The 24,441-nt window shown below is 64.1% G+C and carries 19 protein-coding genes and 2 pseudogenes; 13 read left to right on the forward strand and 8 right to left on the reverse strand.

Translation table 11 applies throughout. The annotated features are described in order from the left end of the window. Positions 1 to 2 precede the first annotated feature (2 nt). Genes H3Z74_RS07220 through H3Z74_RS07230 form a run of 3 tightly spaced genes read right to left on the reverse strand, consistent with a single transcriptional unit; the run spans position 3 to position 1,728 of the window. Positions 3 to 788 carry a hydrolase 1, exosortase A system-associated gene (locus H3Z74_RS07220; protein WP_187763241.1) on the reverse strand — a complete coding sequence of 262 codons (786 nt, stop codon included), beginning with the start codon at positions 786 to 788 and terminating at the stop codon, positions 3 to 5. Then, complete coding sequence (locus tag H3Z74_RS07225; protein ID WP_187763242.1) at positions 776 to 1,480, reverse strand: hypothetical protein; 705 nt, start codon at positions 1,478 to 1,480, stop codon at positions 776 to 778. Before H3Z74_RS07225 ends, H3Z74_RS07220 begins: the two co-directional genes overlap by 13 nt. Beyond that, on the reverse strand, positions 1,477 to 1,728 hold the full coding sequence (locus tag H3Z74_RS07230) for an acyl carrier protein (RefSeq protein WP_229726954.1): 252 nt from the start codon (positions 1,726 to 1,728) through the stop codon (positions 1,477 to 1,479). Before H3Z74_RS07230 ends, H3Z74_RS07225 begins: the two co-directional genes overlap by 4 nt. Before the next feature lie 146 nt (positions 1,729 to 1,874). On the opposite strand from H3Z74_RS07230, the gene H3Z74_RS07235 reads away from it, so the two are divergent. From H3Z74_RS07235 to H3Z74_RS07290, 12 genes and pseudogenes are all read left to right on the forward strand, one after another. Next, positions 1,875 to 3,383, forward strand: a complete 1,509-nt coding sequence (locus H3Z74_RS07235; RefSeq protein WP_187763244.1) for an acyl-CoA ligase (AMP-forming), exosortase A system-associated — start codon at positions 1,875 to 1,877, stop codon at positions 3,381 to 3,383. Then, entirely contained in the window at positions 3,380 to 4,615 is a 1,236-nt protein-coding gene (locus H3Z74_RS07240; protein WP_187763245.1) for a pyridoxal-dependent decarboxylase, exosortase A system-associated, read from the forward strand. Before H3Z74_RS07235 ends, H3Z74_RS07240 begins: the two co-directional genes overlap by 4 nt. A 99-nt stretch (positions 4,616 to 4,714) precedes the next feature. Beyond that, positions 4,715 to 5,359 (forward strand): XrtA/PEP-CTERM system exopolysaccharide export protein, encoded by a 645-nt coding sequence (locus H3Z74_RS07245; RefSeq protein ID WP_187763246.1) that lies wholly within the window; start codon positions 4,715 to 4,717, stop codon positions 5,357 to 5,359. 10 nt (positions 5,360 to 5,369) lie between these two features. After that, positions 5,370 to 6,888, forward strand: a pseudogene (locus H3Z74_RS07250) (XrtA system polysaccharide chain length determinant). Next, positions 6,885 to 7,901 (forward strand): AAA family ATPase, encoded by a 1,017-nt coding sequence (locus H3Z74_RS07255; RefSeq protein ID WP_187763247.1) that lies wholly within the window; start codon positions 6,885 to 6,887, stop codon positions 7,899 to 7,901. Before H3Z74_RS07250 ends, H3Z74_RS07255 begins: the two are co-directional and overlap by 4 nt. Next, complete coding sequence (locus tag H3Z74_RS07260; protein WP_229726955.1) at positions 7,898 to 9,496, forward strand: hypothetical protein; 1,599 nt, start codon at positions 7,898 to 7,900, stop codon at positions 9,494 to 9,496. The genes H3Z74_RS07255 and H3Z74_RS07260 overlap by 4 nt, the downstream gene beginning before the upstream one ends. Positions 9,497 to 9,531: 35 nt before the next feature. Beyond that, positions 9,532 to 10,752 (forward strand): AAA family ATPase, encoded by a 1,221-nt coding sequence (locus H3Z74_RS07265; RefSeq protein ID WP_187763248.1) that lies wholly within the window; start codon positions 9,532 to 9,534, stop codon positions 10,750 to 10,752. An 8-nt stretch (positions 10,753 to 10,760) separates the two neighbouring features. Further along, positions 10,761 to 11,600 carry an XrtA system polysaccharide deacetylase gene (locus H3Z74_RS07270; protein ID WP_187763249.1) on the forward strand — a complete coding sequence of 280 codons (840 nt, stop codon included), beginning with the start codon at positions 10,761 to 10,763 and terminating at the stop codon, positions 11,598 to 11,600. A 2-nt stretch (positions 11,601 to 11,602) separates the two neighbouring features. Further along, positions 11,603 to 12,669: pseudogene (locus H3Z74_RS07275) on the forward strand (FemAB family XrtA/PEP-CTERM system-associated protein). Further along, positions 12,669 to 13,883 (forward strand): TIGR03087 family PEP-CTERM/XrtA system glycosyltransferase, encoded by a 1,215-nt coding sequence (locus tag H3Z74_RS07280; RefSeq protein ID WP_187763250.1) that lies wholly within the window; start codon positions 12,669 to 12,671, stop codon positions 13,881 to 13,883. The pseudogene H3Z74_RS07275 and the gene H3Z74_RS07280 overlap by 1 nt, the downstream one beginning before the upstream one ends. Continuing rightward, on the forward strand, positions 13,880 to 15,415 hold the full coding sequence (gene xrtA / locus H3Z74_RS07285) for an exosortase A (protein WP_187763251.1): 1,536 nt from the start codon (positions 13,880 to 13,882) through the stop codon (positions 15,413 to 15,415). The genes H3Z74_RS07280 and xrtA overlap by 4 nt, the downstream gene beginning before the upstream one ends. Positions 15,416 to 15,566: 151 nt before the next feature. Further along, positions 15,567 to 17,456, forward strand: a complete 1,890-nt coding sequence (locus H3Z74_RS07290) for an XrtA/PEP-CTERM system amidotransferase (protein WP_187763252.1) — start codon at positions 15,567 to 15,569, stop codon at positions 17,454 to 17,456. A 6-nt stretch (positions 17,457 to 17,462) separates the two neighbouring features. Here H3Z74_RS07290 and H3Z74_RS07295 read toward each other — a convergent pair whose 3' ends face one another. The 3 genes from H3Z74_RS07295 to H3Z74_RS07305 all read right to left on the reverse strand — a co-directional run bounded on the left by H3Z74_RS07295 (position 17,463) and on the right by H3Z74_RS07305 (position 20,464). Continuing rightward, complete coding sequence (locus tag H3Z74_RS07295) at positions 17,463 to 17,900, reverse strand: MAPEG family protein (RefSeq protein ID WP_187763253.1); 438 nt, start codon at positions 17,898 to 17,900, stop codon at positions 17,463 to 17,465. A gap of 152 nt (positions 17,901 to 18,052) precedes the next feature. Beyond that, on the reverse strand, positions 18,053 to 19,102 hold the full coding sequence (locus H3Z74_RS07300; protein WP_187763254.1) for a 1,9-bis(guanidino)-5-aza-nonane synthase: 1,050 nt from the start codon (positions 19,100 to 19,102) through the stop codon (positions 18,053 to 18,055). A gap of 150 nt (positions 19,103 to 19,252) precedes the next feature. Beyond that, a complete protein-coding gene (locus H3Z74_RS07305; RefSeq protein ID WP_187763255.1) occupies positions 19,253 to 20,464 on the reverse strand; it encodes a type III PLP-dependent enzyme in 1,212 nt (403 codons plus the stop codon). Between the two features lie 149 nt (positions 20,465 to 20,613). Here H3Z74_RS07305 and H3Z74_RS07310 point away from each other — a divergent pair, with 149 nt between their 5' ends. After that, on the forward strand, positions 20,614 to 21,582 hold the full coding sequence (locus H3Z74_RS07310) for a threonine ammonia-lyase (RefSeq protein ID WP_187763256.1): 969 nt from the start codon (positions 20,614 to 20,616) through the stop codon (positions 21,580 to 21,582). A gap of 313 nt (positions 21,583 to 21,895) precedes the next feature. On the opposite strand, the gene H3Z74_RS07315 is transcribed toward H3Z74_RS07310, so the two are convergent. Together H3Z74_RS07315 and H3Z74_RS07320 are read right to left on the reverse strand one after the other, a co-directional pair. Then, entirely contained in the window at positions 21,896 to 22,378 is a 483-nt protein-coding gene (locus tag H3Z74_RS07315; RefSeq protein WP_187763257.1) for a hypothetical protein, read from the reverse strand. A 591-nt stretch (positions 22,379 to 22,969) separates the two neighbouring features. After that, on the reverse strand, positions 22,970 to 24,325 hold the full coding sequence (locus H3Z74_RS07320) for a cytochrome P450 (RefSeq protein ID WP_187763258.1): 1,356 nt from the start codon (positions 24,323 to 24,325) through the stop codon (positions 22,970 to 22,972). Positions 24,326 to 24,441 lie beyond the last annotated feature (116 nt).

Below are 24,441 nucleotides of genomic sequence, written 5' to 3' on the forward strand. Positions count from 1 at the left end.
GGTCAGTCGCGCGCCAGCTGCGTGCGGATCACCGATTCAAGTTCGGCCGCATCATCGGTACGCGCGAAGCTGTGCGATGCGGTGTCGATAATATGCGTCTGCGGCGCCCAACCATGTCGCCTGCAAGCGTCGGCAAAAGCGATGGCAGTGGCATCCTGGCGCGCGAGGACAAAGGTCACGGTGTCGGTATGGCCGCTCAGGGCTTTCCGAATCCGTCCAGCGAGAGAGTCCGGTTCCTGAGAATTACTCTTTGAAGCCTTAAGCAAGCCTTTGAATAATTTACCGAGATCGATATCTCCCTTGATCAGCCGGAGCCAGGTCGCGGGGTCGCGCAGCCGCTCGATATAACGGGCGCGGATCGCGGCAGCGGGGGGCAGGTCGTCATCCTCCTCGATCACCCAGGGGTTGGACAGGATCAACGTTTCGATCCCGGCGGCCTCATGGAACAGCGCAAGCGATGTCGCTGCGTCGCAATTGCCGAATGCAGCCAGTCGCACGACCTGGGGCGCCTCGACACGAAACGCCGCCGCTGCCGCCATGATGTCATCGCCGGATCCCTCGAAGCCGCGATTCTCGCCGGTCGAATCACCAATGCCGCGCCGGTCATAGCGGAACACCGGAATGCCGGCGGTCGCGAGCCGTGCGGCGAGCAGGGCCATGCCGCGATGCGCGCCGATGCGGATTTCATTGCCGCCGGAAACGATCAGCAGGCCGGTGGTACCCGGCGCGTCGTCAAGTGTGCCGAACAGCGTTTCGCCTGAGCAGGTGAAGGAGGTTATACGCCGCATGTCGTGATCCAGGCAGCGATGTCGGCCGCGAGGCGATCGGCCAGGGCAGGGTCGTTACCGGGTTCGGCACGTCGCCAGAGCGGTGCTCCGGCAAGCTTCAAGTCGGCCGCCTGCGCGTCGGTGTCCAGGCGGACGGTGCGCAGTGGGCCGCTGGTTGACGGCGTCGCGCCGTTCAAATCCGCCAGCAAGGCGCGGCTGAGGCGATTCCCGGCAAGTTCGACCGGCGGGCCGGGCGAGTCGATTACCGAGGCATCGAATGCCTCGCCATCTTCCTTGGCCGCGGCGAGGCGCGTGCGGAACATGTCGCGGACCAGCGCCGCGCCGGTGGCCGGTGCGAAGTGCCAGCGGCTGGCGACCGGTGAGTCATGGTCGAGCAACGCGCCGCCCCTGATCGCGACGGCATGTACCGGGCCGCTGTCACGAAGTGCAGAGGCTGCAGATGAAAATGCTTCTTTCCAGTTGCTTAAAGAAATTTGTTCAGTCTCGATGAGGCTATCGCCCGAGCCCGGAAGGTCGGGGAGGGCGCTGGCAATGCCCCGCTCGGCCAGGCCGCGCAGGATCTCGGCCATGAACGCGCGCGTCCGGTTGGCTTCTTCGAACAACGGCATTGCGGCGATGACGACCGGGCCGGTGGCGGGGCCGAAGCGAAGCATCGCCTCTCGTCCGCCGGACCAGTCATAGGCGTCGATCACCCCGCGGCCTTGGCGGTGGCGAAGCGCACCAGCGCACCGAAGGTCTCGAGCATCTCGCCATCGACCTCGTCATCCTCGATGAGAATGCCGAGTCGCTCCTCGATTTCGGTGAGCAACCCGGCAACGGCCATCGAGTCGAGCTCGGGTAGCGCGCCGAACAGCGGCGTTTCGCTGCGAAAGGCCGCAACGCGTTCCTCGCTCAGGCCAAGCACGTCGCGAAGGACGGCGCGGATTGTGGCGTCGATCATTTGCGTGTCATCAGGAAGCACTGCGAACCCTTGGTTTCCCCCGTAATGAAGCCGCCGTTAGAGAATGCAGGGGTTTATGCCAAGGGCAACCGGCATGGACCGCACGCGCGGCTTGGCAGCGCGGCGGTGGAGGTTATCAAGGACGCATGATCTCACTCGATCCCGTTCCGCATCCGATCGACGCGCTGCCCGCACATGGTGCCGCCGCCGACATCGCGCTGATCGACCGTGCGGGCACGCTCAGCTTCACCGAACTGGAGGCGCTGACCGGTCAGGCCGCAGCCTGGCTGACCGCGCGAGGCCTTGCACCGGGCGATCGGGTGGCGAGCTGGCTGCCCAAGACGCGGATGGCGTGCGTGCTGCCGATGGCGGCGCCCAGGGCGGGGCTGGTGCATGTACCAGTCAACCCGATGCTCAAGCGCGGGCAAGTCGCGCATATCCTCGCCGATAGTGGTGCGTCGCTATTGATCACGCAATCCGCGCGGGCCGGGACGCTCGAGGCCGGCGATGTGCCGGCCGATTGCAGAACGGTGCTGGAGGACGAAGTGACGGCAACTGACGTCATGCCTCCATCCGTTGCCAATCCCGCGACGCTGGCGGCCATCCTCTATACCTCCGGATCGACCGGGCGGCCCAAGGGCGTGATGCTCAGCCATGCCAATCTGTGGCTCGGTGCGATCTCGGTCGCGCATTATCTGAAGCTGACGCCGGCCGATCGTGTGCTCGGCGTCCTGCCGCTGAGCTTCGACTATGGCCAGAACCAGCTTTTCTCGACCTGGGCCGCTGGGGGCGGTTACGCACCACTTGATTATCTGACTGCGCGCGATGTCGTGAAGGCGATCGAGCGGCTGGAGGCGACCACGCTGGCGGGCGTCCCGCCGCTCTGGGTTCAGCTGCTCGAGGCCGACTGGCCGACCGAGACCGCGGCTCGGCTGAAGCGGCTGACCAATTCGGGCGGTGCGCTGACGCCGCGCATGGTCCGCGCGCTGCGCGAGCGATTCCCGGACGCTGATCTCTATCCGATGTACGGCCTGACCGAAGCATTCCGCTCAACCTATCTCGATCCGTCGCTGGTCGATGCGAATCCCGATGCGATGGGGCGGGCGATTCCCTTTGCCGAGGTGATGACGGTGCGCGCGGACGGAACACGCGCCGGGTCGGGCGAGCCGGGCGAACTGGTTCATGCCGGCCCATTGGTCGCGCAGGGCTATTGGCGCGATGCCGAGCGGACCGCGCAGCGTTTCCGCACGGCGCCCGACTGGGCGGAATCGGGCGGAATGGCGGTGTGGTCGGGGGATACGGTGGTCGAAGACGCCGATGGCCTGTTCCGCTTTGTCGGGCGCGATGATGAGATGATCAAATCCGCCGGCAACCGGATCAGCCCGACCGAGATCGAGGAGGCGGTGCTGTCGGGTGGCGAAGCGGCGGAGGCGGTGGCACTGGGCGTGGCCGATCCGCGTCTCGGCCAGGCGATCCTGGTCGTGGCGCGGGCGGTCGGCGATGCCGGCGATGCCGAAAGCGCGTTGCGCGAACGTTTGCGGCGCGATTTGCCGAGCTTCATGCAGCCGGTGCGCTATGAATGGCGTGAGGTATTGCCGCGCAATGCCAATGGCAAGCTCGACCGGGCGGCGCTGAAGGCGGAGATGACGTCATGAAGCCAATGGGGGCGATACCCGCGGAATTCTTGGCCCCGGGCCCGCTAAGGATTGCTGGCCGGAGCGCGGCGGAATGGATCGATGCGGCGGGCAGCAGCCCGGTCTTCGTCTATGACGTGGGTATCGCCACGGCTCGCGTGGCGCGGTTCCGTGCCGCGATGCCGCCGGGGCTGGACCTGCACTATGCGATCAAGGCCAATCCGGCGCCGCCGATGATCGCTGCGCTGGCGCGGCTGGTCGATGGGCTCGATGTGGCATCGGGTGGAGAGCTATCGCTGGCGCTGGCCGAGAAACCGGCCGGCCGGATCAGCTTTGCCGGACCGGGCAAGCGCGATGCAGAGCTCGAGGTGGCGATCATCGCCGGCGCGACGATCAACCTGGAGTCGGAAGGCGAGGCGGCTCGCGCGATCGCGGCGGGACAAAGGCTTTGCGCCACGCCGCGCCTCGCCGTGCGGGTGAACCCCGACATGGAGTTGCGCGGCTCGGGCATGAAGATGGGCGGTCGTGCCTCACCCTTCGGTGTCGATGCCGACCGCGTACCCGCTTTGGTCCGGCGTATCATCAAGAGCGGTGCGGACTGGCGCGGCTTTCATATCTTTGCCGGATCCCAGGCGCTTAGCGCCGAAGCGATCATCGACACTCAGACCGAGACGCTGGCGCTGGCCGGCCGTCTGGCGGACGATGTTGGCGTCATGCCGCCGCTGGTCAATCTCGGCGGGGGTTTTGGCATTCCATATTTCCCGGGTGACGTGGCGCTGGATGTCGAGGCGGTGGGTGCGGCACTGGCCGAGCGGCTGGCGGAGCGCGCGGGATCACTTGCCGAGACCCGCTTCGCGATTGAGCTGGGCCGCTGGCTGGTCGGCGAATGCGGCGTGTATCTGACTCAGGTGATCGACCGAAAGGAGAGCCGCGGCGAGACCTTCCTGATCGTTGATGGCGGACTCCATCACCAGCTCGCGGCCTCGGGCAATTTCGGCACGGTAGTGAAGCGCAACTATCCCGTTGCGGTCGCCGCCGCGCCCTATGACGCGCCGACCGAGACGGTCAGCGTTGTCGGCTGCCTGTGCACCCCGCTCGATCGGCTGGCTGACCGTGTCACCCTGCCGATAGCGCAACCGGGGGATATTATCGCGATCTTCATGGCCGGCGCTTATGGTTTGACGGCAAGTCCGACGGCCTTTCTGGGACACCCGCAAGCGGCGGAGATCACGGCCAACGTCGGACAATCCTAACGCTATATTTACCTCTTTCATCGCATAGCTCCGATGTAGCCGTGCGCCTCGCTGGAACGACGTCACCAGCGAAACGTGTTGCGGCAGGAGGCCAGTGCAATGCGTTTTTCTTCCGTTTCCAAGGGGTTCGCTGTCGCAGGGATCGCGGCAACGATGCTTGCCGGCTGCACCGGCGGTGGTGGCAGATCCCAGTTGCCGCCCGCGACCTTTGTGGCGACGCAGGAACAGCCGGGCGAGGAATATGTCATCGGCCCGCTCGACCAGCTCAACATCTTCGTGTGGCGCAATCCCGAACTGTCGGCGAAGGTGCAGGTGCGCCCCGATGGCCGGATCACCACGCCGCTGATTTCCGACATGCCGGCGGTCGGAAAGACCCCGGCAATGCTTGCCGACGACATGAAGATCGCGCTGAGCGAATATATCAAGGATCCGATCGTCTCGGTGATCGTGGAGAATTTCTCCGGTACGTTCAGCCAGCAGGTGCGGATCGTCGGCGCGACTGAAAAGCCGGCGTCGATCCCATACCGCGCCAACATGACCCTGCTGGATGCGATGATCGCGGTCGGTGGCTTGAGCGAGTTCGCCGCCGGCAACAAGGCGCGGCTGGTGCGCTACGACCGCACCACCGGGCGTCAGGTCGAGTATAACGTCAAACTTTCCAACCTTCTCAAGAACGGCGATGCCAAGGCGAACGTCCGGTTGGAACCGGGCGACGTGATCATCATCCCCGAATCGATGTTCTGAGGGGGCCGGGGTGAACGGTCTTTATGACGAGTTGAGGATCGCGGTACATGCGGTCTGGACGCGGCGCTGGCTGGCGCTTGCGGTCGCCTGGGGAATCGCGGTCGTCGGCTGGTTCGTTGTGGCGCAGATTCCCAGCAGCTATGAATCGCGCGCGCGCGTGTTCGTCCAGATGCAGTCGATCCTGCCATCGAAGATCGGGATCACGCAGGTGGAACAGCAGCAGGATGTCGACCGGGTCCGCCAGACGCTGACCTCGGCGATCAATTTGCAGAAGGTCGTGCGCGGCACCGATCTCGCCAACACCGTGTCCACCGACCGAGATATCGCGGATCGGGTCGCCGGCTTGCAAAAGGCGATCAAGGTCACCGCCCAGCAGGACAATCTATTCGAGATCACTGCCACCGGCAGCAGCCCGAAGGTCGTGCGTCAAATCGTGCAGAAGCTGATCGACATTTTCGTCGAGGAAAACCTTGCTGGCGATCGCGATGAGACCAGCCAGACTTTGCGCTTTCTCGATGCACAGCTCGAACAGCGCCAGAAGCAATTGCAGGACGCCGAGGCGAAGAAGACCGATTTCCAGAACCGCTATCTCGGCTCGCTCCCAGGCACCGGGTCGCTGACCGATCGCATGGGCGCTGCCCGCACGCAGATGGCGCAGGTCGACAGCGATCTTGCCGCTGCGCAATCGAGCCTCGCCGCGGTCACTGGCCAGATGGCGGGAACGCCGCAGAATGTTGCGGGGGGTGGGTGGCGGGCCGACGGCGGGCCCGGCGCGCGCGCGGCTTGCCGCGATCCAGGGCCAGATTGCCGAAGCGCGCGGCCGCGGCTTTACCGACAATCATCCCGACATGGTCGCCCTCAGGGGCCAACTGGCGGCGGCGCAGGCCGCGGCGCGCAACGAGCCGGTTATCGGCGGTGGGGCGGGGAGTGCGTCGAACCCGCTCTATTTGTCGCTGCGCTCGATGCAGGCCGAGAAGCAGTCGCAGGTCGCCGCGCTGACGATGCGCAAGAAACAGCTGCAGGCCGACCTCGATACGATCAATTCGAAGCTGGCAGGCGATCCGGCGGTTGCCGCCGAACAGGGCCAGATCGAGCGCAATTATGCGGTCCTGAAGGATCAGTATGACAAGATGCTTGCCGACCGCGAGGACATCAAGCTGCGCGGCCAGGCCCAGACCCAGACCGACGCGATCAAATTCAGCGTGATCGATCCGCCGACCAGCCCGCGCGTGCCCAATGCACCGAACCGGCCTTTGCTGCTGACCGGTGCGTTGATCGCCGCGATTTGCGGCGGGATCGGCGCGGCCTTTGCGATGGGCCAGTTGCAGACCACTTTCGCCACGTCCGGCCGGCTGGAGCGGGCGACCGGCATGCCGGTGATCGGCTCGATCGGGGAGATGGTGACCGCAGCGCAGATCGCCACGCGTCGCCGTAAGCTAATGTATTTCGGGGGCGGCGCTGCGGCGCTGGCCGTCGCCTATGTGGCGCTGCTCGGCGTCGAAATGGTTTCGCGGGGGATGGCGGCATGACCGAGGCGCCACGGAAGATACAGGCGTCGCTGCTCGAACGCGCAGCGCAGGTTTACGATTTCGACGCGCATCTGCGCGCGCGCAGTGGAGCAGCGCCGGCCCGGCCGGCACCGATTCTCGACCTGGAATTTGGACAGCCTCCTGAAACCACACGCGTTCCGGAAAGCGCGCCGATTCCGGAGCTGGCGCCGGTTCCAAAACCCGCACCGCAATCGATCCACCCGCGGGTTGCCGCGGCGGAAGCCTCGGTACGCCCCTTGCGCATGCCCACCGGCGGTAAATCGATCGCGATCGATCGCGCGATGCTCTCCGAAAAGGGCCTTCTCGTTCCCGGGGCCGCGATCGGCGCACTGGCCGAGGAATTCCGCCTGGTGAAGCGGCATTTGCTTCTCACGGCAAAGACCGTGAAGCTGCACGATGGCGACCGGTCGCGCACCATATTGGTGTGTTCGGCCAATACCGGCGAGGGCAAGACCTTCTGCGCGGTCAATCTGGCGATCTCGCTCGCTGCGGAGCGCGACACTGAAGTGCTGCTGGTCGATGCCGATTTCGCCAAGCCCGACGTGATGCGCCGCTTGGGCGGGAGCGATGGTCCCGGCTTGCTCGACATTCTTGCCGACCCGAGGATCGAGGCGGAGCGCTGCGTCGTTGCGACCGATATCCCGCAGCTCAGCCTATTGCCGTGCGGCACCAAGTCGAACACCGATACCGAATTGCTGGCCAGCGACCGCACCGCGACACTGATCGCGACACTGCTTGCTGCCGATCCGCGCCGCATCATCATCTTCGATTCGCCACCCGCGCTCGCGGCCTCGCCCGCCGGTGTACTCGCCACGCAGGCAGGGCAGGTGATGCTCGTCGTGCGCGCCGACAAGACGAGCGAGGGCGACCTGCGCCAGGCAGTCGCGCTGCTCGATGGATGCGAACATATTCAGCTGGTCCTGAACGCCGTGTCGTTCGTCCCCGGGGGCCGCCGCTTCGGTAGCTATTATGGCCAGGAGGACGCTTCGTGACGCGGGCTCAATATCTGATCGCCGCCGGTATGATCGCACTCGTTGCGAGTCCCGCCGCCGCACGCGAGAAATCGATCGCGCCCTATATCGAGCTTGGCCAGGTGCTGACTGCCGATCTCAATGGCGGCGACGTGCTGACCTATTCGACCATTGCCGCCGGCGTCGATGCTTCGATCCAGAATCGGCGCGCCGAAGTGCAGGTCAGCTATCGCTACGAACGCCGGATCAGCTGGGACAAGAATGTCGGGGACGACGACATCCATAGCGGTCTGGCCCGTGCAGCCGTGAAGGTCGCTCCAGGCGTGAGCATCGAGGGCGGCGCGCTGGCGACTCGTGCGCGGTCGGACATTCGCGGATCCGCGCCGGTGGTGCTGGCGGGCAATGTCGACAATATCAGCCAGGTCTATTCGGCCTATGTTGGTCCGACCGTGTCGACCAATGTCGGCCCGGTCAGCGTCGGCGCAAGCTATCGCTTTGGCTATACCAAGGTAGAGGATCCAGGGTTCACCGGCGTGGCGCCGGGCAGTCCACGGCTCGACAATTACGACAGTTCGAAAAGTCACGTCCTGCAGGCAAGCGCCGGCGTCAAGGCGGGCACCGTCCTGCCGGTTGGGGTGACTGTCAGCGGCGCCTATGAGCGCGAGGATGCTGGTCAGCTCGATCAGCGATACGAAGGAAAATATGGCCGCGCCGACGTGGTCGTGCCGGTTTTGCCAACACTCGCCGTAACCGCAGGTGTGGGCTATGAGAAGATCGAAATCAGCCAGCGCGACCCCGTGGTGGATGGCGCCGGCGAGCCCGTGGTCGATTCCAATGGCCGGTTTCGCACCGACAAATCATCGCCGCGTCGAATCGCCTATGAGACGGACGGCCTGATCTATGACGCGGGCGTCATCTGGAAACCGAGCCGGCGCATGACGTTGGAGGCCCGGGTGGGCAAGCGCTATGGCGGGACGATCTATACCGGCTCCCTCAGCTATGCCGCGACCCGGTCGCTTGGCATCCAGGTCGGTGTATATGACAGCGTCGAAACCTTTGGACGTCAGTTGCGTGACGGCATCGCCAGCCTGCCCACGAGCTTCATCGATCAGCGCGATTCATTCGGTCAGCAATTTGCCGGCTGTACTTTCGGCAAATCGAGTGCATCGACCGGCGGGTGTCTGAACGATGTGTTCCAGTCGATCGCCACCGCGAGTTATCGCGCGCGCGGCATCGATGCTGTGATCTCCGCCAATCGCGGGCCGCTCAGCTTCGGGGTCGGCGCCGGCTACGCCAATCGCCGCTTTTATGCACCGAGGGGTGGCACAGGCTACAGCGTCAATGGGGTGACTGACGAAAGCTATTATGCCCAGGCCTTCCTGTCGGCGTCGCTCGACCGCAATTCCGGCATCAGTGCGAATGTCTTCGCCAATTATTTCGAAAGCGGCATCGGCAACACGCCGGGCATCTTCTCGACGGGGGCGACCGGTCTTTACTATCGCAATTTCGGGCGCATCGGTACGACCGTATCGGCCGGGATCTACTCGTTCAGCCAGGACGGTACGGAAGATCAATATTCGGCGCAGGCGCAAGTGGGCGTACGGTATCAATTCTGAAACGTGTCGAGCTTAGCTCGCACAGGGTGGTGACGATGTACGACGATCATTATGGATTGAGCGGACGACCGTTCCAGCTGACGCCCGATCCGCGTTTCTGGTTCGACACCGCGACGCACCGCAAGGCGATGGCTTATCTCGGCTATGGTCTGAGCCAGGGTGAGGGCTTCATCGTCATCACTGGCGATATCGGTGCTGGCAAGACGACCCTGGTCGGCCATCTGATGGCGACGGTGGATCGCGAGCGGCTGAACGTGATCAAGATCGTCTCGACCCAGATCGAGGCGGAGGATCTGCTGCGCATGGTCGCGGGCGGGCTCGATATCGAGACCGCCGGCCAGACCAAGTCGCAGTTGCTGACCGCGATCGAACGCGGGCTGCATGCAACGGCGAGGTCGGGACGACGAACACTGTTGATCGTCGACGAGGCTCAGGCGTTGCCGGTATCGGCGCTCGAAGAATTGCGCATGCTGTCCAATTTTCAGGCGGGCGGACATGCGCTGTTACAGATCTTCCTGCTCGGCCAGCCTGAGTTCCGCCAGCGGCTGCACGGCTCCGACCGGCTCGAACAATTGCGCCAGCGCGTCATTGCCATGCACCATCTCGATCCGATGGGGCCGGAAGAAGTCGAACCTTATATGGTTCACCGCCTGTCAGTGGTGGGGTGGCAGGGGCGCCCCAGTTTCACGCCGGAAGCCTTGCAGGCGCTGTATCGCGGCTCGGGCGGCGTGCCGCGCGTGCTCAACCAGCTTGCCGGGCGAGTGCTGCTGTTCGGCGCGATCGACCAGCTCGAAATCATCAATGGCGATGTGGTCGACGCAGTGATTGCGGATATCGCAGGCGATTCGCCGATGCCGCGCCCGATCAATCGCGCCAGAGCCGAGCCGGTGCCGGCCGTAGACGCAGTTGAAGCTCCGGAGCCTGCGGTGGAGGCTCTGGAACCGGTGGACGCGGCCAAGCCGATCCCGATCGTCAACGCGCCACGATTGCCGGTCGAGCCACGTCCGATCCGCTTTGCGCTTGAGACGGAAACAGCGCCCGAAGTGCCGCCAGTTGCTGCACCGCAAGCTGTCTCTGCACCCGAGAGGGCGGCATCGATTCCCGATCAGGCGCTGATCGACCGCATCGCGGCGCTCGAAGAGCGCGTCGAGGAACAGGAAGCGGCGCTGCGCCGCGTTCTGACCCTGCTGGTCGATTGGGTCGAAGGCGAGGGCAGTCCGGATATCGCGTCCGTGCGTCACGCGGCCGGGCGGTAGCCCGGGCGATGCGCCACGCGCTCTCCGTCGATGTCGAGGACTGGTTCCAGGTCGGCGCCTTCGAAAAGGTGATCGACAAGCGGGACTGGGATTCGCTCGAAGCGCGGGTCGAGCGCAACACCGATGCGGTGCTCGCGCTGTTTGGTGAAAGCGGGGTCAAGGCGACCTTCTTCACGCTTGGCTGGGTAGCCGAACGATACCCGGCGCTGATTCGGCGGATCGTCGATGCAGGGCATGAGGTGGCCAGCCATGGCTGGGACCATGATCGTGTCTTCACTATGGATCCGGCGACTTTCCGCGCCGATCTGGCCCGGGCGCGCAAGACGCTCGAGGATGCCGGCGGCGTCGCCGTCACCGGCTACCGCGCGCCGAGTTTCTCGATCGACAAACGCACTCCCTGGGCACATGTGGAACTTGCCGAGGCGGGGTATACCTATTCGTCGAGTGTCGCGCCGCTGAAGCACGACCATTATGGCTGGCCTGAGGCACCGCGCTATGCGTTTCGCCCCCTGCCGGATTCCGATCTGATCGAGGTTCCCGTTACGGTCGCCGAGCTGGCCGGGCGCAAGATGGCGACCGGGGGTGGTTTCTTCCGGCTCTTTCCCGGCGCGCTGACCGATTTCGCGGTACGCCAGGTGGCGGGCGAGGGGCAGCCGGCGGTATTCTATTTCCATCCATGGGAGATCGATCCCGGCCAGCCGCGCGTCACCAACGCGCCGGTCAGGTCGAAGCTCAGGCATTACAGCCGGCTCGGCGCGATGGCCGGCAAGCTGCGCACCCTGATCGGGCGGCACGATTGGGGCCGGATGGACGCGGTGGTGGCCGAGGCGCGGCGCGGGCTGGCGTGAACATGCCGCTGATCTCGACGCTGTTGGCGGTGCGTGCCGTCGACTTGAGCGACGCGCACGAGTGCGCGCGGATCGCGGCGTTCGTGCGTGCGCATCCCGATGCAACGCCGTTTCATTTGCCGGAATGGAGCACCGCGGTGGCGCGCGGTTGCGGGCAGATCGCCCATGCGCTGATCGCCGAGCGAGCGGACGGATCGATCGCCGGTTATGTCCCGCTGACCGAGATACGCTCGCCGCTGTTCGGACGGGCATTGGTCTCGAACGGCTTCGCAGTCGGTGGAGGCATCCTTGCCGAAGACGAAGCGGCGGTGCCGGTGCTGGGCGATGCCGCCTGGGCGCTGGCGCAGGATTTGAAGTGCCCGACGCTGGAATTGCGCGGGGCCGAGCCGACCGGGCCGGGCTGGAAGGTCGACGGCGACACCTATCTCGGCTTCGTTCGCGATCTTGCCGCCGATGACGAGGCCGAATTGCTCGCCATTCCGCGCAAGCAGCGTGCCGAGGTGCGCAAGTCGCTGGAGATCGACCTGCAGGTGACGACCGGCAGCGAGAAGGCGGAGCAGGCGGCGCATTTCGCGGTGTATGCCGAATCGGTCCGCAACCTGGGCACGCCAGTGTTTCCCGCGCGGCTCTTCCGTGAGGTTCTGGCGGCGTTCGACGATGAGGCGGATATCTTGACCGTATGCGCGGGCGGCAAGCCGGTCGCGAGCGTGCTGAGCCTGTACTTCAACGGCACCGTCTATCCCTATTGGGGTGGCGGTACCGCTACGGCGCGTGCGCTTCGCGCCAATGACCGGATGTACTTCGCGCTGATGAGCCACGCTCGCGCCAAGGGCTGCACGCGGTTCGATTTCGGGCGTTCAAAGGCGGGAACGGGGCCGGCGGCGTTCAAGAAGAACTGGGGTTTTCCGGGCGTTCCTTTGATGTATGTTAAGCGTGCGGCATCTGAGGGGCGCTTCGCGACATCAATCCGTTGAACCCGCGCTATCGGTTGAAGATCGAGGTGTGGAAAAAACTGCCATTGTGGGTCGCAAACCAGGTTGGGCCGTTTATTTCCAAGGGACTCGGCTGATGGGGGACATCCTGTTTCTGGCGCATCGGGTGCCCTATCCGCCCGATCGGGGCGACAAGATCCGCGGCTTCCACATCCTGAAATTCCTCTCGGCGCGCAAACGCGTCCATCTGATCGCCTTTGCCGACGACACGCGCGACATGAAAGGCAAGAGCGGTCTGGCCAAATATACCGGCAACCGGTCGATCATCTGGCGTTCCAAATCCCGGGTGATGGCGGCCGCCCAGGCGTTACTGAAGTACAGACCGGTATCGCTCACCGCGTTCGAGAACCGGCCGCTGCGCGATGCGGTGAACAACATCCTTGCGCGCCATTCGATCGACACGATCTACGTCTTTTCGAGCCAGATGGCGCAGTATCTGCCGGCCAATCCGCGGCAGCGCGTGATCATGGACTTCGTCGATATGGATTCGGCGAAATTCGCTGCCTATGGCAAATCCTCGCGCGGGCCGATGGCCTGGATGATGAAGCGCGAGGCACGGTTGCTCCAGTCCTTTGAGCGCAATGTCGCCCGGAACGCGACCGCGAGCCTGTTCGTCAGCGATGCGGAGGCCGCGCTGTTCCGCGAAAAGACCGGTGCCGAGCGCGTTTATGCGGTCGAGAACGGCATCGACATCGAATTTTTCGATCCTGTCGCGAGCTTCAGACGGATCGACACCACGGGCGCGCTGATCGTGTTCACCGGCCAGATGGATTATCGCCCGAACGTCGAGGCGGTGACCTGGTTTGTCGAGGCGATCCTGCCGCATATCCATCTGGAATATCCGAAGGCGCGCTTTGCGATCGTCGGGCGTGAGCCGACCGAGGCGGTCAAGGCGCTGGCCAAGATGCCGGGTGTGATCGTGACCGGCGAAGTCGCCGACGTGCGTGGCTGGATCGCCGCGGCCTCCGTCGTGGTCGCGCCGCTCAAGCTCGCGCGCGGCGTGCAGAACAAGATACTCGAGGCAATGGCGATGGCGCGTCCGGTGGTTGCCTCCGCCGCCGCTGCCGCGGGTATCGACCATCAGGACACGATCCGCGTCGGCGAGACGGTCGGCGAGATCGCCGAGCAGGTCAACGCGTTGCTCGCCAATCCGTCCGGCGCAGCCGCGCTTGGCCAGAAGGCGCGCAAGCAGGTCGAGGATCGCTATAGCTGGGAGGCGCGGCTTGCACCGCTCGATACCATCATGGGCCTTCGCGTGAAGGCCGCGCCGCAACGCCGGACCGCCGCATGACGATCGCCTTTCCCAGTGCCGATTTCGAGGGCGGAAAGCCGTTGCTGGCGGCAGGATGGCGGCGCCAGTCGCTGATCCTCGGCGGCGTCGCACTGATCCTGTTGCTGCTGTTCCGCGGGGATGCCGAAGACCTGGCGAAGATCTGGTGGACCAGCACGACCTTCGGGCATTGCCTGTTCATCGCCCCCGTCATCGCCTGGCTGGTGTGGCAGCGGCGCACGCAACTCGCTGAACTTCAGCCGGTCGCGTGGTGGCCGGGGCTCGTGCTTGTCGCGGCCGGCGGGTTCGGCTGGCTGCTCGGCGATGCGTCGAGCGTCGCGCTGGCGCGGCATCTCGGGTTGGTGATGATGCTGCAGGGCGCAGTGGTTACGTTGCTTGGCCCCAATGTCGCACGCGGGCTGCTGTTCCCGCTGTGCTACGCCTTTTTTCTGGTGCCGTTCGGCGAGGGGCTGGAGCCGATGCTGCAGGACCTCACTGTGGCGATGACCATGCCGTTGCTCCATCTGTTCGGTGTGCCGGCCCAGGTCGATGGCGTGCTGATCACCATCCCCAATGGCTATTTCGAAGTCGCCGAGGCCTGTTCGGGCGCGAAGTTCGTCATTGCCATGGTCGCCTATGGCGCTCTGGTCGCCAATGTCTGCTTCGTCAGCTGGACGCGGCGCGCGATATTCATGGCGGTGGCGGTGATCGTACCGGTGATCGCCAATGGCCTGCGCGCCTTCGGAACGATCTATGCCGCGCATCTGACCTCGGTCGAACAGGCCACCGGCATGGATCATATCGTCTATGGCTGGGTGTTCTTCGGCGTGGTGATGGCGGCGGTGATCGCGATCGGCTGGCGCTGGTTCGACCGGGCGCCCGATGACCCCGTGTTCGACCCCGTAGCCGTGCAGGCGCAGCCGAAGAGCCGGATCGATGCATTGTTGGCGGGTGCACTGATACTGACCGTGGCGGGTATCTTCCCGGCCTGGGCCGGCGCGATCGCCGGGCGTGCTCAATCACTGCCCGACAGGATCTCGCTGCCCAATGTGCCGGGCTGGCAGCGCAGCGAGATGAGCAAGCGCGCGCCCTGGGCCCCCTATTATCCCGGCGCCGATCATTTCCTGATCGGGCGCTACAGCGACGGTCGCGGTGCGTCGGTGGATCTCGCCATCGCCGTGTTCGGCAGCCAGCGCGAGGGCAAGGAACTGGTCTCGTTCGGCACCGGCGTGCTGCGGCAGGACGATATCTGGGTGCGGATAGACGATCTGCCCGATCTCGCCGGCGGGTCGGCGATGCGCATTACCGCGCCCGGCCCGGTCGAGCGCCAGGTGGTGACCTGGTACCGTGTCGGCAATGTCCTGACACAGAGCGACCGGGCGGTGAAGCTCGCGACCCTGCAGGCGAAGTTGCTCGGTGGTCCGCAGCGTGCGGTTGCCGTGCATGTCTCGGCCGAGGTCCAGCCCGGCGTCGATACGCGCGCGGTGCTCGAGCGCTTCGTGCGCGATCTCGGGCCGATCGATCTGCTGGCGGATCGTGCAGCGGGGATGTGACGCAAATAACCCGTTACCTCGAACTTGTTTCAGGCTTCGGGCGCGGTCATTAGCCACAGGTGCGGCGCTCCCGGTGCGAGTGGCCACGCCGGGACGCTGAAACAAGTTCAGCTGACGGATCTATCGGTACGACTGCGGGATAAACCAACATATGTGCGGCATCGCCGGCCTTTATTACCCCGCAACGCCGAAGCCGGTCGATCCTGCGCGCATCCGGGCGATGACCGACGCGCAGCTGCATCGTGGGCCCGACGGGTCAGGCGTATGGACCGCGCCGGGCGTCGGTCTGGGCCACAGGCGGCTGGCCATCATCGACCTGACCGAAGCGGGGGCGCAGCCCATGGCGAGCGCTGACGGGGCGCTGACGGTCACCTATAACGGCGAAATCTATAATTTCCTCGAGGTTCGTGCCCAACTCGAGGCAAAGGGCGCGGTGTTCGCATCGAACAGCGACACCGAAGTGCTGCTTCATGGCTGGTCTGCCTGGGGCCCGGCGATGCTCGACCGGCTCAACGGCATGTTCGCTTTCGCGCTGCACGATTCACGCCGGCAGTGCCTGTTCATGGCGCGCGACCGCCTCGGCGTGAAGCCGCTTCATTATGTCGAGCTGGCCGATGGAGGCGTCGCCTTCGCGTCGGAACTGAAAGGGCTGCTCGCGCACCCGCTGCTGCGGCGCGAGCCCGATATTCGCGCGGTCGAGGATTATATGGCGTTCGGCTATGTGCCGGACGATATCTGCCTCGTCGCCGGGGTGAAGAAACTGCCCGCGGGTCATTCGCTGCTGATCGAGCGCGGCAAGTCGGTGCCCGCCCCGTCGCGCTGGTGGGATGTGGATTTCTCGCGCCGCGCCAGCGGTTCGGTCAAGGCGCTGGAGGAAGAATTGGTGTCGCGGATGCGCGACGCGGTCCGGTCGCGCCTGATGGCCGACGTGCCGCTCGGCGCGTTCCTCTCGGGCGGGGTCGACAGCTCGGCAGTGGTCGCATTGATGGCTGAAGCATCGTCGAGCGCGGTCAAGACCTGCACGATCGGTTTCCGGGAAGCGGGCCATGACGAGCGCGGCTATGCCGACCAGGTCGCGCAGCGCTTTGCCACCGACCACCGCGAGCGGGTCGTGGCGGCGGATGATTTTGCCTTGATCGACACCTTGGTCACGGCGTTCGACGAACCCTTTGCCGATGCCTCGGCGCTGGCGACCTACCGCGTCTGCGAACTGGCGCGCGAGAATGTGACCGTCGCGCTGTCGGGCGACGGCGCGGACGAGGCACTGGCCGGATATCGCCGCTACAAGTTCCAGGCGGCGGAGGAGCGGGTGAGGGCGCTGTTCCCACCATCGATGCGCGCCGGTGTGTTCGGGGCGCTTGGCGGCCTGTATCCCAAGGCCGACTGGGCGCCACGCTCGTTGCGCGCGAAGACGACCCTGCTCGCACTCGCCGAGGATGGAGCGGAGGCCTATGCGCGCTCGGTCGGTGTGACGACTCCGACGCTCCGGGCGATGCTCTTCTCCGATGAAGCGAAACGCGCGCTGGTCGGACACCGGGCCGAGGACCGCTATGTCCGCACGATGCGCGACGCGCCGGCGCGCGATGCGATCGACCGCGCGCAATATGCCGACTTCCAGCATTGGCTGCCCGGCGACATTCTGACCAAGACCGACCGTACCAGCATGGCGGTCAGCCTTGAGGCACGCGAGCCGCTGCTCGACTATCGCTTCGTCGAGTTCGCCGCGTCGCTACCCGCATCGATGCGGATCAGGGCCGGCCAGGGCAAATGGCTCATGAAGAAGGCGATGGAGCGCTATCTTCCCAGGGACATCCTCTATCGCCCTAAAATGGGCTTTGTGACGCCGATCAGCGCCTGGTTTCGCGGTGCGCTTGCCGATGAGGCGGGCGCGCTGGCCAAGTCGCGCATACTTGGAACCATGTTCGATCCGCGGGCAATCGAGCGTATCGCCACCGAGCACCGGTCCGGCCGCGCGGAGCACGGCCGGACTTTGTGGCAGCTGGTGATGCTCGAACGGTCGATGCAGCGTCTTTTCGGCTGACTGGGATCAGCGGCAGAATACTGCGATTGCCGCGTGGACCGTCAGTGCCATCAAGCACAATGTCGATAGCGTGAAGACCGCGAAACGCACCAGAACGCGGTTGATCGTCACCTGGATCAGGCTGTGGAGGATCCGCAGACCGACATAGGCCCAGGCGATGCAGGCGTTCCAGCCCCCACCGGTCCCGGACAGTGCGAGGACCAGTGCAATCGCATAGAACAGCGTCGGCTGTTCCATCAGATGATTGTAATTATCGGCGGGCCACTGGTCCTTGGCCGGAAGGCGCGCTCGCAGGTCGCTACCATTTCCACCGACCAATGTTTTCGAATCGATGCCGGCCTTGCCCATTGCCGGGATGCGGCGGACATACATCCAGAGCCACATCACAAGGCTCCACGCGATCAGGACAACGATCGGCGCGAGGATCGGGCTATGCTCGGTCATCTTTCAGCTCCCCTTATATTTGCCGGGCAAGCTGCCGTAATCGGAACGGATGCGCAACTTTTCTGCGAGATGTCCGCGGATACGGCATAACCGCCAAAGAAAAAGGGGCGCCGGATCGATCCGACGCCCCTTTTTTCTGGCTGAAAAATGCTTCAGTCGAAGCTGGCGCCCCAGCGGCGCTTGGTGCGGTTCTTCCACAGCCCGCGATGATAGGCATCGCTGGCGAGCAGCGGCATGACCGATCCTGCTTCGGCGAACACCATCTGTTCGATGCCGGTGTTGACCTTGCCCCAGCTCGCCGCTTCCTGCAGCGTCGAAGATGAGCAGGCGCCGTCGCGTACGTCGGCGACGGTGATCTGCACGGCATATTTGTGCACCTGAACACCGTCATGGCCAAGGATCTCGGCGCACACCACGGTGTCCTGGATGAAGTTCTTCGGCACGCCGCCACCGATCATCAGCAGACCGGTGGTGCCGGCCTTGATCTTGATGTCGGTCAGTTCGCGGAAATCGGCGATCGCGTCGAGCACCATGTACGGCTTGCCCTCCTTGGCGCGGTCGACCTGGTGCTTGACCAGCCCGAAACCGGCCGAGCTGTCGACGAATGCCGGGCAGAAGATCGGCACGTCATGCTCGTATGCCAGCTTGACCAGGCTGTTGTCCTTCTTGCCGTTCTCGACGAGATACTTGCCCATCGCACGGATGAACTCGCGGCTCGAATAGGGGCGCGGTTCCAGGCTGTTGGCGATTTCCAGGATCGTGTGATCGCAATCCTGCAGCTGCTCCTCGTCGATATAGGTGTCGTAGATGCGATCGATCAGCAGCGAGCGCAGCGTGTCGTCATCGGGCACTTCGAGCGCCTGATAATGTTTGTGGCCAAGGCCTTCGAAGAAATCCATGTCGACGATCGACGCGCCGGTCGCGACCACGCCGTCGATCATGTTGTTGCGCAGCAGCTCGGCATAGAGGTCCATGCATCCGCCCGCGCTGGTCGACCCGGCAATGACCAGGAAGATCGAGCAATCGGGATCGGCCAGCATCTGATTGTAGATGTCGGTCGCACGGCCCAGGTCGCGGCTGGTGAAGCTCATCTTCTTCATCGCATCGACGATCGGGCGCGCGTCGAACTTGGTGATGTCGATATGCTCGACGGTGGTCGAAAGAAGCTCGGCCTTGCGGTTCGAGAGGGTGGTATCGGTCATTCAGAATCTCAATTCCCCTCCCGCTTGCGGGAGGGGGCAGGGGTGGGCTCGCGCTTCCCGCGAGCGGTTTCGCCGGTGGTGAGCGCGAGCCCACCCCTCGATCCCCTCCCGCGAGCGGGAGGGGAGGAAGACGGCGGTAATACTGTGCTGTTACAGCGTGACGACGTTCGACGCGACCTCACGTTCGTCGCTGACATACAGCGACGCCATCGGCTCATCGTCCATGATCACCGTCTCATCCGAGCCGAAGCCGTTGAACGCAGTGCGCATCGCGCAGCCATAGGCCCCGAGCATGCCGATCTCGATATAGTCGCCCGCCTGGGTGTCGGCGGGAAGCATGAACGGACCGGCCATATGGTCCATGTCGTCGCAGGTCGGGCCGTAGAAGCTGAACTCCATGTCGCGCGCCCGGCTGTCGGGTTCGCGGAGCAGCTGCACCGGGAACCGCCAGCCGATATGCGCGGCATCGAACAGCGCGCCATAGGCACCGTCGTTGATGTACAGCTCGTCGCCGCGACGCCGCTCGACGCGGACGATCAGCGAGGAATATTCCGCGCACAATGCCCGGCCCGGCTCGGCCCACAATTCGGACGAATAGCTCACCGGCAGGCTTTCGAACGCGCGGTGGATCGTCTCGAAATAATGTTCGAGCGGGGGCGGCTCCATGCCCGGATAGGTCGAGGGGAAACCACCGCCGACATCGATCACGTCGACCGTGACCGCCGCATCGACGATTGCGGCACGAACCCGCTCCAGCGCATTGGCATAGGCTTCCGGCGTCATCGCCTGGCTGCCGACATGGAAGCAGATGCCGAGCGCATCAGCCGCCTGGCGTGCTGCGAACAGCAGCTCCTTTGCCTCATGCGGCGCGCAGCCGAACTTGGACGCGAGGCTGAGCTTCGAATGCTCCGACGACACGCGCAGCCGGACGCACAAAGTCAGATCGGTGGCGTGCTCGGTCGCGCGCAGGATCTTGTCCAGCTCCTCAAGCGAATCGAGACTGAACGTGCGGCAGCCATATTTGAAATACGCCTCGTGGATCGCTTCCTCGGCCTTGACCGGGTGCATGAAGCACAGGGTGGCGTCAGGCAGCGTGCGCGCGACGAGCCGCACCTCGGCGATCGAGGCGACGTCGTAATGCGTGATTCCGCTGTCCCACAGCACCTTGATCAGGTCGGGAGACGGATTCGCCTTCACCGCATAGAGCGACCGTCCCGGAAACTTCTCGACGAAGAAGCGGGCGGCACGCGCAGCGGCATGCGGACGAATAAGCGTGACCGGCTGAACCGGACGAGTGTTGGCGATCTCTACAACGGTAGAATGGGTGGTCGCTAACCCCAGCGCGTTATGATGCTTGTGCAATTCAAGGGACCTCCAATGTCCGAAGACAAGTTCACGAAACACTGCCTTGCGGTTGGAAGTCCCATGGGGCAGCGGATGGGCGAAATAGGGTCGGCTTTCACGGATGTAAAGCGCTATTGGACCCATGAAGGTGACCAGCGAGGTAAAATGTGACTCTAGTGCGACAACCGACCCGGGCCGGCGTCCGCGATGCTGCAGCGAAGATTGCGGCGATCTTGCCGCCTTCGCCTTTGTTCGTGGCGGAAATTCGTGGAATCCCAGTGGCTTTCAAGGCGGAGTGTCTGCAGCCGATCGGCGCGTTCAAATTGCGCGGGGCGTGGCATCGGCTCACCGCAATCGATGGCGATCTGCGCGAAAAAGGCGTCGTCGCATTCTCCTCCGGCAACCATGCTCAGGGCATTGCCTGGGCGGCGAAGCGGCTGGGCATGCCCGCGACGATCGTGATGCCCGCCGACGCCCCCAAATCGAAGCGCGACGGCACGCTCGCGCTGGGTGCGGAAGTGGTCGATTATGACCGCATGACGGAGAGTCGCGAGAAGATCGCGGCGCACCTCGCCCATGCCCGCGGCGCAGTGCTGGTACCGAGCTTCGATGATCCCTGGATCATCGAAGGGCAGGGCAGCGCGGGAATCGAGGCAGCGGCGCAAATGGCGGCCTTGGGGCTGGGCGCACCGCGCCGAGTCGCGGTGCCATGTGGCGGCGGCGGCCTTTCGGCAGGGATCGCGCTCGGACTGCCCGATGCGGCGATAACCGTCGCGGAGCCCGAGGGCTGGGACGATATGCGCCGCTCGCTTGAGGCAGGCTGGATCGAGCCGGTCGGCGACAATCCGCCGCCAACCGCCTGCGATGCGTTGCAGACGATTCGCGTATCGCCGCTGACCTTCGACGTGCTGTCGCGACGCGGCGTGAATGGCGTGGCGGTCAGCGAAGCGGCGATTCGCGCGGCGCAGCGCTGGGCAGCGGAGAAATTGCAGCTGGTGGTCGAACCGGGCGGCGCCGTCGCACTGGCGGCGGTGCTGACCGGGCAGGTCGCGCTTGAAGAGGGGATGCTGGTCATTCTGTCGGGCGGCAATGTCGATATGGAAGCCTATGGCACCGTGCTGGCGCGGGGCGACTGAGGCGCAAAGCATCATCAGAGTTAGATAATCACAGTCTTCTCCGTCATGCCCGCGAAAGCGGGGATGACGGTAATAGTTCAGTCGGATGCGCCCACTCTTCGTCCGACACGCCGATCCGCTCACCCAACGCTGCCTCCAAAAGGAAGCCTTGAATCAACCCGAGTGTCTCAGGTCAAGCTTTGTCCACGACGCCTAGCTCACGCTCCACCGATGAACCCACTTCAGCTGCAGCGAGAAGAACGGCGAGACCGCCTGGTCAATCGAAGTCACCGCCAAAAAGGTCAGCTTCATCTGGCAGTTGAATCTGTCAAATCTACGGGCTTTTGACCCCATCTAAGATGGACGATATGATTGAACACTTCGGTCCAATAAGGTGATAGCTAGACAGGAATGAAAATTGTTCTGTTCCCGTTTCTGTATCCGTTTGCATCACGTAACCAAAAGAATTTAACCCGCGTTCACCTCCATCTACGAAGATAAGCCAGATTCCATTCAGCAAGATCGCATCGTTAAATCGCCAACGTGGCAAGGCGGGAGTGCCAACAACATCATTCTTCTGATAATCCTCGTCGGGATTGGCAATGCTGCCCAATCGGGATTCCAGGTCAGTTTGTATCTCTGGCGGTAAGAAGATCAAATCGCGAGCGCTTGAAACCGACTTGCCATGCTCAGAAATTGCCTTGCAAGCAGCCGCCGGTTCCGCCGAAGCACTAGGCGATATGACGCCAATCATCAGGACAAGGCCAGCCGCAATCGAATGGCCAATATTAGCGCGCGGCATAAAACGCTCTATCATGGGCAATCGGGCCTAGAGATAGACGCAGTTTGAGAGTGAACATTGTCAGTCATGAATAACTTGCCATCATGATTGGTTCTATCGTTTCATAGTGACTTCTAGTTGACGCGTTCATCTCGGCTGCAATCGTGTTGAAGATCGACATAACGGCGCTTTCCGAGGCTGCTCCACGTAGTGATGGGTCCCCGGCATGTACAACTCATGTGCCAAGAGCATTATCGGGCTTTTGGAATAGTGGGGATCTGCGGTGCCTGATCACCGCCTTGCGGTATATACATACCCCCGCCGCCCGGCCGGGAATAGTTCCGGCGCCGCAAGTGCCGTTGGCCGAGGACGGCGCTGACTGTACGAGCAACGGGGCAGGGCTGGACAGAAGGGCGCCGGCAAGGATCAGGCCGCAGCATATGTCGAAGATGCCATTCTCGTAACGCCTACAGTTCAATGATCATCGAAAGGCGTAGAAATATAGCCGCTCCCTGACAAGTTGTGGAAGCGGTGATCAGCGTGACTGGTGAACCATATCGACCGAAGAATCAGATCTTTAAGTGCTCAGCAGAACGGGCCTGAAGATCATCTTCAACGCCCTTTATATCATACCGGCTCGGTCATCAGCGGCATCCCGCCTCTTGGCCGCAACGTCACGCTGCCCACCGGGTCCGGTACGAATCCCTGCGGCAGCGTGAAGCGCCGTTCGCAGAGCCACTGTGCCAGGATCAACAGCGCTTCCATCGTGGCGAAGCGCGCACCGACGCATACCCGCGGCCCGCCGCCAAACGGGATATACTGAAAGCGATGCAGCTTGGCGCGGTTTTCGGGCGCGAACCGGGTGTGATCGAAGTGATCGGGATCGTTCCACAAGGCGCGATGGCGATGGATGACCCATGGCCAGATCGCCACCAGCTCTCCCTTGGCGATCGGCCGGCCGGCGAGTTCGTCCGGTGCCAGTGCTTCGCGGGCGAATCGAGGTGCGGGCGGGTAGAGCCGCATGGTTTCTTCGAAGATCTGCTTCAGCAACTCGAGATGATCGATCCGTTCGGAGGCCGGATAGGACTTGGCCGCGATGGCTTCGGCCCGCGCCTCTTCCTGAAGGCCGGGCTGGGCCGCCAGGCAGTAGATGCTCCATGCCAGCGCGTTCGCTGTGGTTTCATGTCCGGCGAGATAGAAGGTGATCGCATTGTCGACCGCCAGTGTTATCGCCTGCTCGGGCGGAAAATGCTCGCCAAGCGAGCGAATCATTCCGCCGAAAAAATCATCGCCCCCGCCGTCCGGGCCACGATCGCGGACCATCTCGGTCAATGTCTGCCGCAGCCAGTTGCGCGCCCGTCGTGCCCGCCGCATGCCAGGACTCGGATCCCAGTCCTGCAGGCCGAGCACCGCCATCAGGCGCGCCTGGCCGGCGACGACGAGCAACTGGCTGATATAATCGCTCGCCTGCGGGTTGGTCAGCCGCGAGTCACCGGCGAACAGGCTGTTGGCGATGATCGCCATGGTGGTGTGAGTCGCTTCCTCCGCCATGTCGATTTGCGCCGGACCGGCCGGCCACCGCGCGATATTGTCGACCGCGCATTGCGTCATGGTTTGCGCCATGCCGGCGACCGCGCCGGGTGCGAAGGTCGGCGCGACGATCCGCCGCTGCGTGCGCCAATCATCCCCTTCCGCGCTGAGCAGCCCATTGCCGACCAGTGAGGACAGCAGGCGCTGCGCCAGCCGCGGCCGCAGATAATTGGCCTTGTTGCTGAGCAGCACACGTTCGACCGCTTCCGGGTCCATCAGGCTGTGTATCGTGATCCCCAGCGCCTTGCGCGTGCGGATGGGCAGGTCGAAGGCGGGCTGTGGGATGCCGTAGACGGTGTTGCGAAGCCGCTCCCCGCTCAGCTCGCGCCAGATCGGTTGCCAGTCGGTCGAGCGCGGCGGCTGAACCGGAATGAAGAGTGATATGCTAGTCATAGGTATCTTATAGCATTGTTCGGGCGTGGATGCGTAGTCTTTTGAGCATTGGCGGCGCACTCGGCCGGATGATTTCAGGTGCCGGCCGCTCGACTTCGTCCGGCGCGAGCAGGTAG

The organism is Sphingomonas alpina (genome assembly GCF_014490665.1).
GTDB lineage: Bacteria > Pseudomonadota > Alphaproteobacteria > Sphingomonadales > Sphingomonadaceae > Sphingomonas > Sphingomonas alpina.

Bases quoted from the DNA above. Each gene is read 5' to 3' on its own strand.
- H3Z74_RS07270 (WP_187763249.1), top strand. From the start codon at position 10,761: ATGCGCCACGCGCTCTCCGTCGATGTCGAGGACTGGTTCCAGGTCGGC.
- H3Z74_RS07265 (WP_187763248.1), top strand. From the start codon at position 9,532: ATGTACGACGATCATTATGGATTGAGCGGACGACCGTTCCAGCTGACG.
- H3Z74_RS07315 (WP_187763257.1), bottom strand. From the start codon at position 22,378: ATGATAGAGCGTTTTATGCCGCGCGCTAATATTGGCCATTCGATTGCG.
- H3Z74_RS07230 (WP_229726954.1), bottom strand. From the start codon at position 1,728: ATGATCGACGCCACAATCCGCGCCGTCCTTCGCGACGTGCTTGGCCTG.
- H3Z74_RS07245 (WP_187763246.1), top strand. From the start codon at position 4,715: ATGCGTTTTTCTTCCGTTTCCAAGGGGTTCGCTGTCGCAGGGATCGCG.
- H3Z74_RS07220 (WP_187763241.1), bottom strand. From the start codon at position 788: ATGCGGCGTATAACCTCCTTCACCTGCTCAGGCGAAACGCTGTTCGGC.
- H3Z74_RS07300 (WP_187763254.1), bottom strand. From the start codon at position 19,102: ATGACCGATACCACCCTCTCGAACCGCAAGGCCGAGCTTCTTTCGACC.
- H3Z74_RS07255 (WP_187763247.1), top strand. From the start codon at position 6,885: ATGACCGAGGCGCCACGGAAGATACAGGCGTCGCTGCTCGAACGCGCA.
- H3Z74_RS07235 (WP_187763244.1), top strand. From the start codon at position 1,875: ATGATCTCACTCGATCCCGTTCCGCATCCGATCGACGCGCTGCCCGCA.
- H3Z74_RS07320 (WP_187763258.1), bottom strand. From the start codon at position 24,325: ATGACTAGCATATCACTCTTCATTCCGGTTCAGCCGCCGCGCTCGACC.
- H3Z74_RS07240 (WP_187763245.1), top strand. From the start codon at position 3,380: ATGAAGCCAATGGGGGCGATACCCGCGGAATTCTTGGCCCCGGGCCCG.
- H3Z74_RS07290 (WP_187763252.1), top strand. From the start codon at position 15,567: ATGTGCGGCATCGCCGGCCTTTATTACCCCGCAACGCCGAAGCCGGTC.
- xrtA (WP_187763251.1), top strand. From the start codon at position 13,880: ATGACGATCGCCTTTCCCAGTGCCGATTTCGAGGGCGGAAAGCCGTTG.
- H3Z74_RS07280 (WP_187763250.1), top strand. From the start codon at position 12,669: ATGGGGGACATCCTGTTTCTGGCGCATCGGGTGCCCTATCCGCCCGAT.
- H3Z74_RS07295 (WP_187763253.1), bottom strand. From the start codon at position 17,900: ATGACCGAGCATAGCCCGATCCTCGCGCCGATCGTTGTCCTGATCGCG.